The organism is Pseudomonas lopnurensis, assembly GCF_015070855.1.
GTDB lineage: Bacteria > Pseudomonadota > Gammaproteobacteria > Pseudomonadales > Pseudomonadaceae > Stutzerimonas > Stutzerimonas lopnurensis.
Genome location: NZ_JADDIX010000033.1, coordinates 88,314 through 106,050, shown reverse-complemented (window position 1 = coordinate 106,050; position 17,737 = coordinate 88,314). Strand labels below are relative to the sequence as shown.

Here is a 17,737-nt window from a genome sequence, read left to right as displayed (position 1 = left end):
AGCCCACCTGGCGATATCCCGCAGGCGTGACCGCAATTCGAGGCCGAGCCTGCCAGTGTTTTCCAGCGCCATGCTCGCTGGGCCGTGGCGCCTGGCCGGGCATCGCCCGGAAAGCCCCTCGGCGGTCGCCTTTTCGCGACGGACAGAGCCCGAACGGCAATGGCGCGCCGATCAGGCGATACGACTTTTACTGCTCCAGGAAGACCCTTCTAGATGAATTTCCAAATAGCCATGTTGCTCGGCCAGGACGGCGTGACCAACGGTGCGATCTACGCATTGCTGGCGCTCTCCATCCTGCTGGTGTTCACCGTGACCCGGATCCTGCTGATCCCGCTCGGCGAGTTCGTGACCTTCGGCGCCCTGACCATGGCCGCGCTGCAGGCCGGTGAGCCGACCCGGCTGGTCTGGCTGCTGCTGGTCCTGACCCTGGTCGACTGCGCGCTGGACCTGCTCGGCGCCTTTCGTTCGGCCCACGGCTTGCGTCTGCCCAAATGGGTCCCGTTCAAGCTCGGCTATGCGCTCCTCCTGCTGCTGCTGATCAACAATCTGCAGCTGGCCGAACTGCCGATGGCCATGCAGGCGGTCCTCACCCTGGCCCTTGTGGTGCCGCTCGGGCCGCAGATGTACCGCTTGTTCTTCCAGCCGATCGCCGCCGCCCACTCGCTGGTGCTGCTGATCGTATCGATCGCCGTGCACGTGGCCATGGTCGGTGTCGGCCTGCTGCTGTTCGGTCCGGAAGGCGCCCGCACCCAGCCGTTCTCCGAGGCCGGCCTGGCGCTCGGCCCGGTCGTGCTGAACAGCCAGACCCTGTGGGTGATCGTCGTCTCGCTGGGACTGATCGTCGCGCTGTTCCTGTTCTTCGAACGCAGCCTCTACGGCAAGGCGCTGCGCGCCACCGCGGTCAACCGCATGGGCGCCCGCCTGATGGGCATCTCCCCGACCCTCGCCGGCAAGGCCACCTTCGCCCTCGCCAGCCTCATCGGCGCACTGTCCGGCATTCTCATCGCGCCCATCACCACGCTGTACTTCGACTCCGGTTTCATCATCAGCCTCAAGGGCTTCGTCGGCGCGATCATCGGCGGCCTGGCCAGTTATCCGGTCGCCGCGCTTGGCGCGCTGGCTGTCGGCCTGGTGGAAGCCTTCTCGATGTTCTGGGCCAGCAACTACAAAGAGGTCATCGTGTTCACCCTGATCATTCCCTTCCTGCTCTGGCGCTCGCTCACCAGCCGTCACGTGGAGGAGGAAGAATGAAACCCCGTTACCTCGTCCTCGCCCTGGTGATCCTGCTCGGCCTGGCGCCGCTGGTGCTGCCGTCCTTCCAGGTCACGCTGCTCAACTACATCGGCCTCTATACCCTGGTGGTGCTCGGCCTCGTCCTGCTTACCGGCGTCGGCGGCATGACCAGCTTCGGCCAGGCCGCCTTCGTCGGCCTGGGCGCCTATACCAGCGCCTACCTGACCACCACCGAGCAACTGCCCGGCTGGCTGGCCTGGGCCGGGAGCTCGCCCTGGCTGGCACTGCTGATCGGCATCCTGCTCACCGCCAGCGTGGCGCTGTTGCTCGGCGCGCTGACCCTGAAGCTGTCCGGGCACTACCTGCCGCTCGGCACCATCGCCTGGGGCATCTCGCTCTACTACCTGTTCGGCACGCTCGACGGGCTGGGTGGACAGAGCGGCGTGCCCGACCTGCCGCCGATCACCCTGTTCGGCCTCGCGCTCGACAAGGGCAACAAGATCTTCTACCTGATCTGGGCATTGCTGCTGCTCGCCATCCTGATCACCCAGAACCTGCTGAACTCTCGCGAGGGTCGCGCGATCCGCGCGCTCAAGGGCGGCCAGGTGATGGCCGAGTCGATGGGCGTGAACACCTTCCGCTCGAAGATGGTGATCTTTCTCATCGCCGCCCTGTTCGCCGCGCTCTCCGGCTGGCTCTACGCGCATACCCAGCGCTTCGTGAACCCCACCCCGTTCGGCCTGCACATGGGCATCGACTACCTGTTCATGGCGCTGATCGGCGGCGTCGGCAGCGTCTGGGGCGCACTGCTCGGCGCCGGCATCCTCACCATGCTCAAGCAGTGGCTGCAGGACTGGCTGCCCGCCCTGCTCGGCAGCCAGGGCAACTACGAGATCATCGTCTTCGGCCTGCTCATCGTGCTGCTCATGCAGCGCGCCCCGGGCGGTCTGTGGCCGATCCTGGTCCGCCTGGTGCCGGCGCGCCACCGACCGCGCACCCAGGCGCCAGCGGCCGACGCCCGACCCGGCGAATTGCCGCGGCGCGAACTGCCGGAGAAAGGCACGCTGATCCTGGAGGCGCGCGAGGTGACCAGGCGCTTCGGCGGCCTGGTGGCCAACGACCGGATGAACCTGTCGGTGCACGCCGGCGAGATTCTCGCCCTGATCGGTCCCAACGGCGCCGGCAAGAGCACCATGTTCAACCAGCTCTCCGGGGTCGACGTGCCCAGCGACGGCGAGGTGCGCTTTCTCGGCGAGAAGATCAACGGCGTGCCGTCCCGGCGCATCGCCCGCATGGGCATGAGCCGCACCTTCCAGCACGTCAAGCTGCTGCCGACCATGAGCGTGCTGGAAAACGTCGCCATCGGCGCCCACCTGCGCGGCAGCAAGGGCGTAGTCCCGGCCACTCTGCATCTGGAGCGCGCCGAGGAAGCCGACCTGCTCAACGAGGCCCGCCGTCAGCTCGACCGCGTGGGCCTGGGCGACTACCTGTACGAGGAAGCCGGCAGCCTGGCGCTCGGTCAGCAACGCATCCTGGAAATCGCCCGGGCACTGTGCGCCGACCCCTGCCTGCTGCTGCTCGACGAGCCGGCCGCCGGCCTGCGCCACAAGGAGAAGCAGGCCCTGGCCGAGCTGCTGCGCAAGCTGCGCGGCGAAGGCATGGCAATCCTGCTGGTGGAGCACGACATGGACTTCGTGATGGGGCTGGTCGATCGCGTGGTGGTGATGGAGTTCGGCCAGAAGATCGCCGAGGGGCTGCCCGAAGACATTCAGAAGAACCCGGCCGTACTCGAGGCCTATCTGGGCGGAGCGGAATGATGAACAGCAACGACCAACGCAACACCCTGCTCGAAGTGAAGGACCTGTGCGTCGCCTACGGCAAGGTGGAAGCCCTGAGCAACGCCAGCCTGCGCGTCGGCGAAGGCCAGATCGTCACCGTGATCGGCCCCAACGGCGCCGGCAAGACCACCCTGCTCTCGGCCATCATGGGCGTGCTCGGCTCCAAGGGACAGGTGCGTTTCGACGGCACCCTGGAAGCGGTACCTGAAGTAGAGGTGCTGGTGGGGCGCGGGCTCGGCCTGGTCCCGGAGAAGCGCGAGCTGTTCGGCAGCATGAGCGTGGAGGACAACCTCAGGCTCGGCGGCTTCATGCGCTACCGGCGCGGCGACGCCTACCTGGACGGCACTCTGGCCGAGATCTACAGCCTGTTCCCGCGCCTGTTCGAACGCCGCAAGCAGCTGGCCGCCACGCTCTCCGGCGGTGAACGGCAGATGCTCGCGGTGGGCCGTGCGCTGATGGCCAAACCCAAGCTGCTGATGCTCGACGAACCCAGCCTGGGCCTGGCGCCGCTGATCACCCGCGAGATCTTCCGCATCATCGCCGACCTGCGCCGTCAGGGCGTATCGATTCTGCTGGTGGAACAGAACGCGCGCGCCGCGTTGCGCGTGGCCGACTACGCCTATGTGCTGGAAACGGGACAGATCGCCATGCAGGGGCCGGCCCGTGAGCTGGCCGACGACTCGCGGGTGATCGAGGCCTACCTGGGGCTCGCCAGCAAGCACCAGGAAATGCTCGCCACCTGACGCCTCCCCGCGCCCGGAACCAACCGGGCGCCCCCTATTCAGCGAGAGAAATACGATGTCATCCCTGACTCCTCCACGCGTCTGTATCGTCGGCGCCGGCGCCATCGGCTGCACCCTGGCGGCGCGCCTNGCCGCCAGCGGCCAGCCGGTCAGCCTGCTGGCGCGCGGCGAGACCCTGGCGGCCATCCGCGCCAACGGCGTGCGCCTGCACGATCTGGACGGCGAACACGCCGTGCGCGTCGAGGCCAGTGACAGTTGCGCCGACCTCGGCGAACAGGACCTGGTCTTCCTCTGTACCAAGGCACCAGCCCTGGCCGATCTGCTGCCGACTCTCGGCCCCCTGATCGGTGCGCAGACTGTGCTCGTCCCGGTGGTCAACGGCGTGCCCTGGTGGTATTTCCACGGCGAGACCGGCCGCTTCGCCAATCACCGTGTGAAATCCGTGGACCCGGACGGCCGTCTGGCCGGTGCCCTGGACATGGGCCGCCTGCTCGGCTGCGTGGTGTTCATCACCGCCCAGGTCGAAGCGCCCGGCGTGGTACGTTCGAATAACCCGCACCTGATCATCCTCGGCGAGCCGACCAACCGCCTCAGCCAGCGCCTGGAAAGGGTCCGCGCGCTGATCGAGGCCGCCGGCATCGAGGCCCGCGCCACCGAGCGCATCCGCGACCAACTGTGGACAAAGATCCTCGCCAACCTGACGTCCAACCCGCTGTCGGTGGTTACCGGGGCGACCCTGGAGCAGCTCTACGGCGACCCCGAACTGAAATCGCTGGTCGGCAAGATTCTTCAGGAGGGCCTGCTCACCGCCGCAGCCTACGGCGCACGCATCGGCTTCGACCCACAGACCTTCATGGAACTCGGCGCCGGCATGGGCGCGGTGCGCACATCCATGCTGCAGGACTATGAACAGGGCCGCCCGCTGGAGCTGGCAGCGATCGGCGACGCGGTCGTCGAGCTCGCCGGCTACCAGGGCCTGAGCATGCCTGCCACCCGGGACATCCTTTCGCTCGCACGCTTTCTCACCCACCACCGCCCTGGCGCCGGCGATCGCCAGAGCACACCTGCGCGCGCCGCCCTCATGCCTGACGGCACGTCGTACCCAGCCCCCTGATCAACGGAGGAACCCACATGAAGACCCTGCTCACCCGGAAAATCGAGGCACCCTGCGCCTGGCGCGGCGAAGACCTGGCCCATGACCAGTCCTGGATTCATCACCTTTCCCCGAAAACCCTGGCGGCTCTGGACAAGGCACTGGCGCAGGTGTGCGAAAAAGGCCTGAAGGCCCCCAACTTCACCCGCGAGGATTTCCCTGTGCCAGCGCTGGCCGAGGAAATCCGCGGCTTCGCCGAGGCGCTCGAGAACGGCCGGGGCTTCCTGCTGCTGCGCGGCCTGCCGGCCGACCGTTACAGCGAGGAGGAAATGGCCATCATCTATTACGGCCTCGGGCTGCATATGGGCCAGCCGGTGACCCAGAATCCACGTGCCGAACTGCTCGGCATCGTCACCGCGGTCGGCGATCCCGGGCAGAAGACCACCCGCGTCTACGAGACCAATTCGTACCTGCCCTATCACACCGACCTGTCCGACGTGGTCGGCCTGCTCTCCATCCGCAAGGCCAGGGAAGGCGGGCTGAGCAGCCTGGTCAGCGCCGCCACCGTGTACAACGAGATCCTCGAAAAGAATCCCCACTACCTGGCCCTGCTCTATCGCCCGCTGTACTTCGCGCACCTGGGCGACGACCTGCCGGTGCCCTCGCCGGTCTTCAGCTACCACGAGGGCAAGCTGAGCTGTCGTTACCTGCGCGCCTACATCGAGCTGGGCCACGAGCTGAGCAACGTCAGGCTCTCCGAAGTGGAGATCGAGGCCCTGGACCTGATCGATTCGATCATCCACGACCCCGCCGTGCGCCTGGACATGATGCTCGAGCCGGGGGACATGCAGTTCGCCAACAACTATGCCGTGATGCACTCGCGCACCCGTTTCGAGGACTACGACGAGCCCGAGCGCAAACGCCGCCTGTTGCGTCTGTGGCTGAAGATGCCCAACGCCCGCACCCTGGCCCCGGAGTTTCCCGGCCGCAACGGCTTCCACGACCACGTCCACCTGGCCGCCAGCGCCTGAGCCGGCCCCTGCACGCATCCCCGCGGAACGCGTCCGTCCCAACCAGACCAGAGACACTGCCATGAACGCCATGACCGACATCACCCAACCCAGCCACTGCAGCGATGAAGAATGGGCGCTGCGGGTCCAGCTCGCCTATTGCTACCACCTGGTGGACTTCTTCGGCTGGACCGAAACCATCTTCAACCACATCTCGGCCCGCCTGCCCGGCCCGGCCCACCACTACCTGGTCAATCCGTTCGGGCTCAACTACACCGAGGTCACACCGGCCAACCTGCTGAAGGTCGATCTGCAGGGCCACAAGCTGGAAGAGTCCCCGTTCGACGCCAATCCTGCCGGCTTTGCCCTGCACAGCGCGGTGCACGGCGCCCGGGACGACATCCACTGCCTGATCCATACCCACACCACGCCGATCTCCGCGGTGGTGCAGAAGAAACGCGCCTTCAGCCATGACGACTTCTACGGCGCACAGCTCTACGGGCGCATCGGTTACCACACCTTCGAAGGCATCACGCTGTTCGACGACGAGAAGAAACGCATGATCGCCAGCCTCGGCGACAAGCACATTCTGGTGCTGCGCAACCACGGGATCGCGGTGGGCGAGAGCAGCATCGAAAAAGCCTTCTTCCTGCTCTGGACGGTGCAGCGCGCTGCCGAGAACCAGGTCGCCGCTGGCGCCCTGGGCGGCGAAGACAACCTGCTCGAGCCGGGTATCGCCGAGCGCTGTGCGCACCTGACCGCCATGCTGATCCGCGAGAGCGGCTTCGCCACCAAGTTCTTCGACGCCATGGTGCGCAAGCTGACCGCCGAGCGCGGCCGGCCCTTCTGACCCGACGGCCGGCCCGTTCGACGGAGCCGGCGCCCCAGCCCAGCCAGGAGCCACCTGATGAGCGTCACCGCCCGTCCCTTGGATGCATTCACCGAACCACCGATCTCGCGCCTCGACCCACGGGGCGTACTGCTGAACTGCAACCCGGCTTACCTCGCCATGTGCGGACGCGCCGAAGCGGAACTGGTCGGTCAACCCCACGAGACCATCAACGACCCGCAGATGCCCGTGGCGGTTCTCGCCGCCATGTGGCGGGCAGTGCAGGCCGGCCGCCCATGGGTCGGGCCTATGCGAATTCGCCGCAAGGACGGCATGTCCGTCTGGTACCGGCTGTATGTGATGCCGCTGTTCGACGATGACCGTCTCTGCGCACTCGGAACCGTCTACCTGCCCATCGACGAACGCAGCCGCCAGCGTGCCGATACGCTCTATGCGCGCCTGCATCGCGGCGCCTCGCCCTGGTCCCTGCGACAGCGTCTGAATGCGGCCCTGCAGACGCAAGGTGCCCTGCTGCTGCCGGGCCTGGGCCTGGGTGCGGCCGTCGCCTTCGGTCCAGTCGACGCCTCCACCGGCCTGGGTCTGCTGGCCCTGCTCGGCGCGGCTGCATGGCTGACCGGGTGGCGCAACCGGCGGCGGACTTCCGCGCTGCTGGAGATGCACCCCGAGGCCTACAGCGACGCGCTGTTCGCCCCGCTGCATGCCGCGCAGCCGGACCTCGCACCGCTGGCCATGGCCCTCGACAGCCAGCGGGCGCGCATGAGCACGGTGATGGCACGCATCTGCATCAATGGCGAGGTGCTGTTGCGCCAGGCGAACACGGCCGCCGAGGTAGTGGAAACTTCCGCCGGCCACCTCGACCGCCAAGTGCGGGAGACCGAGCAGACCGCCGCGGCAGTGAACCAGATGAGCGCAACCATCCAGGAGCTCTCACGCAATCTGCAGGACACCGCCCAGGCCGCGCAGACCGCCGACGAACTGGCCCGCGAGGGCGGTCGACTGTCCACCGACAGCCAGGCCTCGATGGTTGACATGCGTGCCGCCGTGGACGACATCGGCACCGCCGTCGGTCGCCTGGCCACCGCGGTCGAGTCCATCGGCAGCATCGCCGGAGTCATTCAGGGCATTGCCGAACAGACCAACCTGCTGGCCCTCAACGCCGCGATCGAGGCGGCACGCGCCGGCGAATCCGGCCGGGGCTTCGCGGTGGTCGCCGACGAGGTACGCAATCTCGCTTCGCGTACCAGCGAATCCACCCGCGAGATCCAGCGTTCCATCGAGACCCTGCGCGAAGGCAGCGCTCACGCCCTGGCCACCGCCCAGCGTGGAGAAAACGCCGCGAGTCGCTCCGCCGAGCACGTCGGCCAGGCTCGCCTGGCGCTGCAACGGATCTGTGAGGAAGTTGGACGAATCAGCGGCATGAGCCTGCAGATGGCCGCCGCCATCGAACAGCAGGGCCAGGTCGCCGAGCAGATCAACCAGCAGGTCACGCAGATCGCCGGGTTCAGCGAAAGTACCCTGCAGCAGGCCGGCCGTACCACCGAGGTCAGCCAGGCCCTGCACCAGTTGGCCGAATCGCAGCTCGGGCTGGCCAAGCGCTTCCTCGACGGCTGAACCGCTTGCTGCCCAGGGATCCGGCACGGGGGCTGGCGTCCCGCTTCGGATCAGGCCCTGCATTTGCTGCCCTGACCAGCACCCCGGCGCCATATGGCGCCGGCTGCCTTCCACCCGAGCACATCGGATTTCCCGTCACAGGTGCCGGAATTATGAGAAATATCTATGATTGGCGTTCGAGCCCAGGATACCCACTCAGGCATGAGCACTCAGAACAAGAAGCGTCGCAGCCGTTTCAACCCCGCCAGCGAGGATTTCCACAAGGAGGACTTTCCCTTCTATTGGCTGGCCCGGGTACACGGCCGCTATTCCATGGCCATGGAACGGCTGCTGAAGAAGGTCGATCTGGACATCCCCAGATGGCGCGTTCTCAACATCCTCTACGAGCACGGCGAATCGAGCATTTCGGAGATTTCCATACACGCCATCGCCAAGCTCTCGACAATCACCAAGATCGTCTACCGGATGAAGGAAGATGGCCTGGTTGAAACCGCTCAGAGCGCAACCGACGGACGGGTAACCCAGGTCACCATCACCGACAAGGGCCGCCAGGCCTTCATCGATATGCACAAGGTTACCGACAGCCTGTTCCACGACAGCTTCCGCGGTCTGACCGAGGCGCAAATCCGCAAGTTGAACCAGATTCTGGCCAAGATCTTCGACAATCTGCCGGAAAGCTGATTACCGTCTCGGTAAGTGGTCTCCAGCCCTAAGTGGAAACGACCGCCTCGCGCGGCGTGCAGCAGAATCGCACGCTTCGCCTGTATCGCCGCCAAGGGCAACGTGGCGAAAGTTGGCTCGGCCAGGCTTCCCCCGTTCCGACAATCCAACCCTTCTACCCCGGAGCCTGTCTGGCTCTACGCCACTACCCCATGATTACTCCGGTAACATAACGGTCACCCGCCTCCCCAAGGCACTCGGGAATTTTTGTATCGACGGCCGGTCTATCCTGCCGACATGCTAAGAGCCTGACGCTCGACAGCGCGCCAAGGAAGCCCAATCACTATGCGCATTCTCGTTACCGGCGGGGCCGGGTTCATCGGCTCGGCACTGATCCGTCATCTCATTCTCGATACCGAGCACCACGTGCTCAACCTGGACAAACTGACCTATGCCGGCAACCTCGAGTCGCTGGCCGCCGTGGAAGACAACCCGCGCTATCAGTTCCTCCAGGCCGACATCGCCGATCGTGAGCGGGTCAGCGAGGCGCTGCTGGACTTCCAGCCGGACGCCATCATGCACCTGGCCGCCGAATCCCACGTGGACCGCTCGATCGACGGCCCGGCCGAATTCATCCAGACCAACATCGTCGGCACCTACCAGCTGCTGGAAGCGACGCGCGCGTACTGGCAGAGCCTGCCAGCCGAGCGCCGCGAGGCGTTCCGCTTCCACCACATCTCCACCGACGAGGTGTACGGCGACCTGCACGGCGTCGAGGACCTGTTCACCGAGACCACGCCCTACGCGCCCAGCTCGCCCTATTCGGCGAGCAAGGCCTCGTCGGATCACCTGGTCCGCGCCTGGCAGCGCACCTACGGGCTGCCGGTGCTGGTGACCAACTGCTCGAACAACTACGGGCCGTTCCACTTCCCCGAGAAGCTGATCCCGCTGGTGATCCTCAACGCCCTGGATGGCAAGCCGCTGCCGGTCTACGGCGACGGCTCGCAGATCCGCGACTGGCTGTTCGTCGAGGATCACGCCCGCGCGCTGCTCAAGGTGGTCAGCGAGGGCAAGGTCGGCGAGACCTACAACATCGGCGGGCACAACGAGCAGAAGAACATCGAGGTGGTGCGCGGCATCTGCGCGCTGCTGGAAGAGCTGGCACCGAACAAGCCGGCGAGCCTGGCGCGCTATGAAGACCTGATCACCTTCGTCAGGGACCGCCCCGGCCACGACCTGCGCTATGCCATCGACGCCGGCAAGATCGAGCGCGAACTGGGCTGGGTCCCGCAGGAAACCTTCCAGAGCGGCCTGCGCAAGACCGTGCAGTGGTACCTGGACAACCTCGAATGGTGCCGGCGCGTGCAGGACGGCAGCTATCAACGCGAGCGCCTCGGCGCCCTGGAGAACATCGCATGAAAGGAATCATCCTCGCCGGCGGCTCCGGCACCCGGCTGCATCCGATCACCCTCGGCGTATCCAAGCAGCTCTTGCCGATCTACGACAAGCCGATGGCCTACTACCCGATCTCGGTGCTGATGCTCGCCGGCATCCGCGACATCCTGGTCATCTCCACCCCGCAGGACCTGCCGCAATACCGCAACCTGCTGGGCGACGGCAGCCAGTTCGGGGTGAATTTCAGCTACGCCGAGCAGCCCTCGCCGGACGGCCTGGCCCAGGCCTTCCTGATCGGCGAGGAATTCATCGGCGACGATTCGGTGTGCCTGATCCTCGGCGACAATATCTTCCATGGCCAGCACTTCACCGAGAAGCTGCAGCGCGCCGCCGCGCAGACCAGCGGCGCGACGGTGTTCGGCTACTGGGTCAAGGACCCGGAACGCTTCGGCGTGATCGACTTCGACGAGTCGGGCAAGGCGCTGTCCATCGAGGAAAAGCCGGCGAAGCCGAAGTCGAGCTACGCGGTGACCGGCCTGTACTTCTACGACAACGACGTGATCGAGATCGCCAAGTCGATCAAACCCTCGCCGCGCGGCGAGCTGGAGATCACCGACGTCAACATGGCCTACCTCAAGCGTGGCGATCTGAACGTCGAGCGCTTCGGCCGCGGCTTCGCCTGGCTCGACACCGGCACCCACGACAGCCTGCTGGAAGCCTCGCAGTACGTGCAGACCATCGAACACCGCCAGGGCCTGAAGGTCGCCTGCCTGGAGGAAATCGCCTACCAGAACCAGTGGATCGACCGCGAGCAGCTGCTGCGCCGCGCCGATGCGCTGGGCAAGACCGGCTATGGCCAGTACCTGTTCAAGCTGGCGGGTGAAGACGCATGAATGTGATCGAAACCAGCATTCCCGATGTTCTCATCATCGAGCCCAGGGTCTTCGGCGACGAACGCGGTTTCTTCTACGAGAGCTTCAACGCCGCCGCCTTCGAGGCCGCCACCGGCCTCAAGCGTCAGTTCGTCCAGGACAACCACTCCAAGTCTCAGCGCGGCGTGCTGCGCGGCCTGCATTACCAGATCCGCCAGCCGCAGGGGAAACTGGTGCGGGTCGTGGCCGGCGAGGTGTTCGACGTCGCCGTCGACCTGCGCAGGAGCTCGCCGAGCTTCGGCCGCTGGGTCGGTACCCGCCTGAACGCGCAGAACCAGCGCCAGCTGTGGATTCCCGAAGGCTTCGCGCATGGCTTCCTGGTCCTCAGCGAGACGGCCGAGTTCCTCTACAAGACCACCGACTACTACGCGCCCGAGCATGAGCGCAGCCTGCTGTGGAACGACCCGCAACTCGGCATCCAATGGCCGATCGACGAGCCACCGCAACTGTCCGCCAAGGACCAGGCCGGCAAGCGTCTCGGCGATGCGGAGCTGTTTCCATGAAGATCCTGATCACCGGCAGTAAAGGCCAGCTCGCCCGAGAACTGCAGCTCGAACTCGCCGGCGTCGGCAAGCTGCTCGCCCTCGGGCACAACGCCCTGGACCTGGCCGATCCCGAGCAGATTCGCCAGCAGGTGCGGCTGTTGCGCCCGGACCTGATCATCAACGCGGCCGCCTACACCGCGGTCGACCCGGCCGAGAGCCACCGCGAGCAGGCCTATGCGGTGAATGGCCGCGGCCCCGCCGCGCTCGCCGAAGAAGCGGCCCGACTCGGTGCGCCGCTTATCCACTATTCCACCGATTACGTGTTCGATGGCAGCAAGGCCGAACCCTATACCGAGCAGGACACGCCGCACCCGCTGAGCGTCTATGGCGCCAGCAAGCTGGCCGGTGAGCAGGCGATCCAGGCGGTCGGCGGCGAGCATCTGATCCTGCGCACCAGTTGGGTCTACTCGCAGCACGGCAAGAACTTCCTGCTGACCATGCAGCGCCTGCTGCAGGAGCGCGACTCACTGGCAGTGGTCAGCGATGAGATCGGCGCACCGACCTCGGCGACCAGTATCGCCCGGGCGACGGCCCAGATGGTGCGCAAGCGGCAGGTCGGCGAAGGCGGCCCCAGCGGCCTCTATCACCTCACCGCCACCGGCGAGACGTCCTGGTACGGCTTCGCCTGCAGCATCGCCGAGCATCTGCGCCAACAGGGCCGGTTGAAGGCGCGCATCGAACCGATCCTGTCCAGGGACTATCCCACCGCCGCCGCGCGCCCGCTGAACTCGCGGCTGAACTGCGCACGATTGCAGCGTGACTGGGACATCCGGCTACCGGACTGGGAAACCGCCTTGCATGAATGCCTGGCCCGCTCGCAGCAACAGCCCGTCGCCCAGACCGCCCCGGTGGCGCAGGCCGCATTCGTCAGCCGCTGAACCCGGCCGCGGCCGGGCAAACAACGTACGCCTCGCGCCATCCGGCGCTCCCCGGTCGTCGTTCCCCCCCGGCGCGTCGCTCTTCGCACGCCGGCAATGAACCGCAACGCGATCCGCGTGCATAATGCGCCCGACTCACAGGCGCCCATGCATGACCGCAACGCTCATACCCAACCGCCCTCGCTGGCGCAACCTCACCCTGCTGGCGCTGCTGCTGGTGCCCTTGCTCTGGCCGTTGCAGCAGCTCGCCGAGCGCTACTACCGCAACGAGCTGACCGAACAGAACCGGCAGACGCTGGATCTCTACGTCGCCAATCTGCTCGGCACGCTGCGGCGCTACGAAGTGCTGCCGGGCATCCTCGGCGCCCTGCCGGATCTGCGCGCGCCCCTGCTCGAGCCCGGCGTCCCGCGGCTGAAGGATCAGGCCAACCGGCAACTCAAGCACCTGCAGAGGCAGACCGGCGCCGACGTGATCTACCTGATGAGTCTGGACGGCACCACCCTCGCCGCCTCCAACTGGGACGAGGAGGACAGCTTCGTCGACCGCAACTTCGCCTTCCGCCCGTATTTCCGCCAGGCCATCGAAGGCCGCCTCGGACGCTTCTTCGGCCTCGGCACCACCTCCGGCAAGCGCGGCTACTACTTCGGCGCGGCGGTGCGCGACGGCAGCGAAGTGCTCGGCGTGCTGGTGGTCAAGGTCGACCTGGACCATACCGAAACCCTCTGGGGCAGCACGCCCGAACAACTGCTGGTGACCGACAACTTCGGCGTGGTGATCCTGACCTCGCAACCGCAGTGGCGGTTTCGCGCCACCCGTGCGCTGGAGCAGGAAGAACGCGAGCGGATCGCGTCCGACCAGCCCTACCCGACCCTGGAGCCGCGCCACCTGACCCTGGACATCGACGCCTGGCTGATCCAGAGCCGCGAATTGAAGGAGACCGGCTGGACCGTGCGCATCCTCGCCCCGGTCAGCCTGGTCGAACGGCCGGTGCGCACCGTGGTCGCCATCGGCGGCGCCACCCTGCTGGCGCTGCTGCTCTGGCTCGGCCTGCTGATGCAGCGGCGGCGCCACTTCGTCGAGCGCCTGGCCCTGGACAGCCGCGCCCGCCAGCAACTGGAGCAGCGCGTGCTGGAACGTACCCGCGACCTGGAAGCCCTGAACAGCCGACTGAAGGTCGAGGTACTGGAACGCGAGCAGGCCCAACAGGAACTGGTCCGCGCCCAGGACGAACTGCTGCAGGCCGGCAAGCTCTCGGCGCTGGGCACCATGTCGGCGAGCATCAGCCACGAACTCAACCAGCCGCTGGCGGCGATCCGCAGCTACGCCGACAATGCCGGCGTGCTGCTCGACCAGCAACGCAACGCCGAGGCGCGCGACAACCTCAGGCTGATCAGCGAACTGACCGCGCGCATGGCCTCGATCATCGCCCACCTGCGCGCCTTCGCCCGTCGCGACCAGCATGCGCCGGAGCGCGTGGCGCTGCAGCCAGCGCTGGACGACGCCCTCGCATTGATGGCCAAGCGCCGCCAGGCGATGGGCGTGGAACTGATCCGCGACCTGCCGGAAGCCACGCTGTGGGTCCAGGCGGGCGAGACGCGCCTGCGGCAGATCCTCGCCAACCTGCTGGCCAATGCCCTCGATGCGCTGGCCGAGCGGCCGCCGCCACGGCGCATCTGGCTGCGCGCCGAGCAGCAGGGCGACGGCGTACTGCTGAGCCTGCACGACAACGGCCCGGGGTTCAGCGCAGAAGCGCTGCAACGCGCCCGCGAGCCGTTCTTCACCACCAAGACCAGTGCCCAGGGGCTCGGCCTCGGCCTGGCGATCTGCGATACCCTCAGCCGTGCCCTGGGCGGCGAGCTGCGCATGAGCAACCATCCCCAGGGCGGCGCCCAGCTCAGCCTGTTCCTGCGCAGCGCCGAGCCCGGGGTCGCCTTCCCCACCGAGGATCATTTCCAATGAGCAGCGACAACCTGATCAGCGTCCAGGTCCAGGTGGTACTGATCGACGACGATCCGCACCTGCGCAAGGCCCTGAGCCAGACCCTCGACCTGGCCGGCCTGCAGGTTCTCAGCCTGGAGGACGCCCGTGAGCTGGCCGCGCAGTTGCCGCCGGACTGGCCCGGCGTGGTGGTCAGCGACATCCGCATGCCGGGCCTGGACGGCCTCGAACTGCTGCGCCAGCTGCAGGCGCGCGATGCCGAACTGCCGGTGCTGCTGATTACCGGCCACGGCGACATCCAGCTGGCGGTGCAGGCGATGCGCGCCGGCGCCTACGACTTCCTGGAGAAACCGTTTCCCAGCGAGGCGCTGCTGGACAGCGTGCGTCGGGCCCTGGCGCTGCGCCAGCTGGTGCTGGACAACCGCAGCCTGCGCCTGGCCCTGGCCGACCGCCAGCAGCTGTCGTCGCGCCTGCTCGGCCATTCCCAGGCGATGCAACGCCTGCGCGAACAGATCGGCGCGCTGGCCGGCACCCAGGCCGACGTGCTGATCCTCGGCGAGACCGGCGCCGGCAAGGAAGTGGTCGCGCGCGCCCTGCACGACCTGTCGAGCCGGCGCAGCGGCCCCTTCGTCGCGATCAATGCCGGCGCGCTGGCCGAGTCGGTGGTCGAAAGCGAGCTGTTCGGCCATGAACCGGGCGCCTTCACCGGCGCGCAGAAGCGCCGCATCGGCAAGTTCGAGTTCGCCAACGGCGGCACGCTGTTTCTCGACGAGATCGAAAGCATGAGCCTGGACGTGCAAGTCAAGCTGCTGCGCCTGCTGCAGGAGCGGGTGGTCGAGCGGCTCGGCGGCAACCAGTCGATCCCGCTGGACATCCGCATCATCGCCGCGACCAAGGAAGACCTGCGCATCGCCGCCGACCAGGGCCGCTTCCGTGCCGACCTGTACTATCGGCTGAACGTGGCACCGTTGCGCATCCCGCCCCTGCGCGAGCGCAACGAAGACATCTTCCTGCTGTTCCAGCATTTCGCCGAAGCCGCCGCCCAGCGCCATGGCCTGGCCACCCGCAGCCTGCTGCCTGAGCAGCGCGCGTTGCTGCTGCGCCATGGCTGGCCGGGCAACGTGCGCGAGCTGCAGAACACCGCGGAACGCTTCGCCCTCGGCCTGGGGCTGGGCCTGGAGCAGGCGGACGGCGAGCCGGCGGGCGCCCCCGCCGGCAGCGGCAGCCTCGGCGAACAGGTCGAAGGCTTCGAACGCATGCTGATCGCCGCCGAACTGGCACGCCCGCACGGCTCGCTGCGCAGCGTCGCGCAGGCCCTGGGCCTGCCGCGCAAGACACTACACGACAAATTGCGCAAACACGGGCTGAGCTTCACCGATGCTGGCGGAAGCCCGCCCGAGGAAACCGAGTAGGTGGCGGATTTCCGCCACCTGCTTCACCATCCCCGGCGCAGTCGTCACCGCCACCGGTACGCGGCCGGCGAGCGCGGCCATCCCGACTGATATGGCGCAAAGCTGCGACCTAGACGTGCTTGTTGGCATTTCGCCATTCAACTTTTCACCCTCGCCTGGTTAAACTCCTATCCCTCAGGCGGCTCTGTCGATATCTGGCACAGGCATTGCTCCTGAAAATCGATGAACCGGAAGGAACGAGTCGCATCGGCTTGGCAAATGCCGCCTAGACTTGTCCTGCTGGTTTCTGCCAGGGGAGCCTGTGAGGCGCCTCACCCACAACAAGAGGAAACGTCTAATGTTCAAACTGACTGCCAAGGCGCTGGCATGCGCCCTGTCGCTGAGCATCGCTGGTCTGGCCCAGGCGGCCGACCCGATCACCATCAAGTTCTCCCACGTGGTCGCCGAAAACACGCCGAAAGGCCAGGGCGCCCTGATGTTCAAGAAGCTGGTGGAAGAGCGTCTGGCCGGCAAGGTCGAGGTTCAGGTTTACCCGAACTCCTCGCTGTTCGGTGACGGCAAGGAAATGGAAGCCCTGTTGCTGGGCGACGTGCAGTTGATCGCCCCCTCCCTGGCCAAGTTCGAACACTACTCCAAGGGCGTACAGGTCTTCGATCTGCCGTTCCTGTTCAACGACATCGAGGCGGTCGACCGCTTCCAGAAGGGCGAGGCCGGCCAAAAGCTGCTGCGCTCCATGGAAGACAAGAACATCACCGGCCTGGGCTACTGGCACAACGGCATGAAGCAGCTGTCGGCCAACAAGCCGCTGCGCGAGCCGAAGGACGCCCGTGGCCTGAAGTTCCGCGTACAGGCTTCCGCCGTGCTGGACGAGCAGTTCAAGGCCGTACGCGCCAACCCGCGCAAGATGAGCTTCGCCGAGGTCTATCAGGGCCTGCAGACCGGCGTGGTCAACGGTGCCGAGAACCCGTACTCGAACATCTACTCGCAGAAGATGCACGAAGTACAGAAGTACATCACCGAGTCCAACCACGGTCTGCTGGACTACATGGTGATCACCAACACCAAGTTCTGGAACGGTCTGCCGGCTGACGTACGCGGCGAGCTGGAAAACATCCTGAACGAAGTGACCGTCGCGGTGAACCAGCAGGCTGACGAGCTGAACCAGGGCGACAAGCAGCGCATCCTTGACGCCGGCACCACCGAAATCATCGATCTGACCCCGGAGCAGCGTGAAATGTGGCGCGAAGCCATGAAGCCGGTCTGGAAGAAGTTCGAAGGCGACATCGGTGCTGACCTGATCCAGGCCGCCGAAGCGGCCAACCAGGCCCAATAAGCCTTGCCGGGGACGGGCGGGCCGCGCTCGCCCGTCCCTCTGCCGTACCACCATGCGACACCCGACAGCTCAGTGAAAAAACAAAGCAGCTAGCGAAGGCGAAGCCCGCACCAGGGCAGGAAGGCAAGGCCAAGGCGATCCCGGGCCGCGCCGCTTCGATCGCGACAACAAGAGTTTTTCATTGCTCTGTCCTCCAGCCACACCGGTTGGTTCATGGCGCACCGTCCGTGTCGCCTTCGATACAACAACAGCAGTCCATCGGGAG

At 66.5% G+C, this 17,737-nt stretch carries 15 protein-coding genes and 1 pseudogene; all 16 read left to right on the top strand.

The window, feature by feature from the left end; genetic code table 11:
- The first annotated feature begins 213 nt into the window (after nt 1-213).
- The 16 genes and pseudogenes from IN820_RS07115 to dctP all read left to right on the top strand — a co-directional run bounded on the left by IN820_RS07115 (nt 214) and on the right by dctP (nt 17,472).
- Nucleotides 214-1,251: a branched-chain amino acid ABC transporter permease gene (locus tag IN820_RS07115; RefSeq protein ID WP_193680305.1), complete on the top strand. Its 1,038-nt coding sequence runs from the start codon at nt 214-216 to the stop codon at nt 1,249-1,251.
- Nucleotides 1,248-3,050, top strand: a complete 1,803-nt coding sequence (locus IN820_RS07110) for a branched-chain amino acid ABC transporter ATP-binding protein/permease (RefSeq protein WP_193680304.1) — start codon at nt 1,248-1,250, stop codon at nt 3,048-3,050. The genes IN820_RS07115 and IN820_RS07110 overlap by 4 nt, the downstream gene beginning before the upstream one ends.
- Nucleotides 3,050-3,814 (top strand): ABC transporter ATP-binding protein, encoded by a 765-nt coding sequence (locus IN820_RS07105; protein ID WP_235989091.1) that lies wholly within the window; start codon nt 3,050-3,052, stop codon nt 3,812-3,814. The genes IN820_RS07110 and IN820_RS07105 overlap by 1 nt, the downstream gene beginning before the upstream one ends.
- A gap of 55 nt (nt 3,815-3,869) precedes the next feature.
- Nucleotides 3,870-4,928 carry a ketopantoate reductase family protein gene (locus IN820_RS07100; RefSeq protein WP_193680302.1) on the top strand — a complete coding sequence of 353 codons (1,059 nt, stop codon included), beginning with the start codon at nt 3,870-3,872 and terminating at the stop codon, nt 4,926-4,928.
- Nucleotides 4,929-4,945: 17 nt separating this feature from the next.
- Entirely contained in the window at nt 4,946-5,938 is a 993-nt protein-coding gene (locus tag IN820_RS07095; protein ID WP_193680301.1) for a TauD/TfdA family dioxygenase, read from the top strand.
- A gap of 61 nt (nt 5,939-5,999) precedes the next feature.
- The gene (locus tag IN820_RS07090) at nt 6,000-6,767 is read left to right on the top strand and encodes a class II aldolase/adducin family protein (RefSeq protein ID WP_193680300.1); all 768 of its coding nucleotides are present in this window, start codon (nt 6,000-6,002) and stop codon (nt 6,765-6,767) included.
- A gap of 57 nt (nt 6,768-6,824) precedes the next feature.
- A pseudogene (locus tag IN820_RS22945) lies at nt 6,825-7,139 on the top strand (PAS domain-containing protein); the annotation flags it as partial.
- Between the two features lie 282 nt (nt 7,140-7,421).
- Nucleotides 7,422-8,378: a methyl-accepting chemotaxis protein gene (locus IN820_RS22940; RefSeq protein ID WP_408005207.1), complete on the top strand. Its 957-nt coding sequence runs from the start codon at nt 7,422-7,424 to the stop codon at nt 8,376-8,378.
- A 201-nt stretch (nt 8,379-8,579) separates the two neighbouring features.
- Nucleotides 8,580-9,059, top strand: coding sequence for a MarR family winged helix-turn-helix transcriptional regulator (locus IN820_RS07080; protein WP_193680298.1), 480 nt, complete (start codon nt 8,580-8,582; stop codon nt 9,057-9,059).
- 324 nt (nt 9,060-9,383) lie between these two features.
- Nucleotides 9,384-10,457 (top strand): dTDP-glucose 4,6-dehydratase, encoded by a 1,074-nt coding sequence (rfbB, locus tag IN820_RS07075; RefSeq protein ID WP_193680297.1) that lies wholly within the window; start codon nt 9,384-9,386, stop codon nt 10,455-10,457.
- Nucleotides 10,454-11,326, top strand: a complete 873-nt coding sequence (gene rfbA, locus IN820_RS07070) for a glucose-1-phosphate thymidylyltransferase RfbA (RefSeq protein ID WP_193680296.1) — start codon at nt 10,454-10,456, stop codon at nt 11,324-11,326. Before rfbB ends, rfbA begins: the two co-directional genes overlap by 4 nt.
- Entirely contained in the window at nt 11,323-11,868 is a 546-nt protein-coding gene (rfbC, locus tag IN820_RS07065; RefSeq protein ID WP_193680295.1) for a dTDP-4-dehydrorhamnose 3,5-epimerase, read from the top strand. Before rfbA ends, rfbC begins: the two co-directional genes overlap by 4 nt.
- Nucleotides 11,865-12,788: a dTDP-4-dehydrorhamnose reductase gene (gene rfbD, locus IN820_RS07060; protein ID WP_193680294.1), complete on the top strand. Its 924-nt coding sequence runs from the start codon at nt 11,865-11,867 to the stop codon at nt 12,786-12,788. Before rfbC ends, rfbD begins: the two co-directional genes overlap by 4 nt.
- 151 nt (nt 12,789-12,939) lie before the next feature.
- Entirely contained in the window at nt 12,940-14,748 is a 1,809-nt protein-coding gene (locus IN820_RS07055) for a sensor histidine kinase (RefSeq protein ID WP_193680293.1), read from the top strand.
- Nucleotides 14,745-16,139, top strand: coding sequence for a sigma-54-dependent transcriptional regulator (locus IN820_RS07050; protein WP_193680292.1), 1,395 nt, complete (start codon nt 14,745-14,747; stop codon nt 16,137-16,139). The genes IN820_RS07055 and IN820_RS07050 overlap by 4 nt, the downstream gene beginning before the upstream one ends.
- Before the next feature lie 337 nt (nt 16,140-16,476).
- The gene (dctP, locus tag IN820_RS07045) at nt 16,477-17,472 is read left to right on the top strand and encodes a C4-dicarboxylate TRAP substrate-binding protein DctP (RefSeq protein ID WP_193680291.1); all 996 of its coding nucleotides are present in this window, start codon (nt 16,477-16,479) and stop codon (nt 17,470-17,472) included.
- The last annotated feature ends 265 nt before the right edge of the window (nt 17,473-17,737 follow it).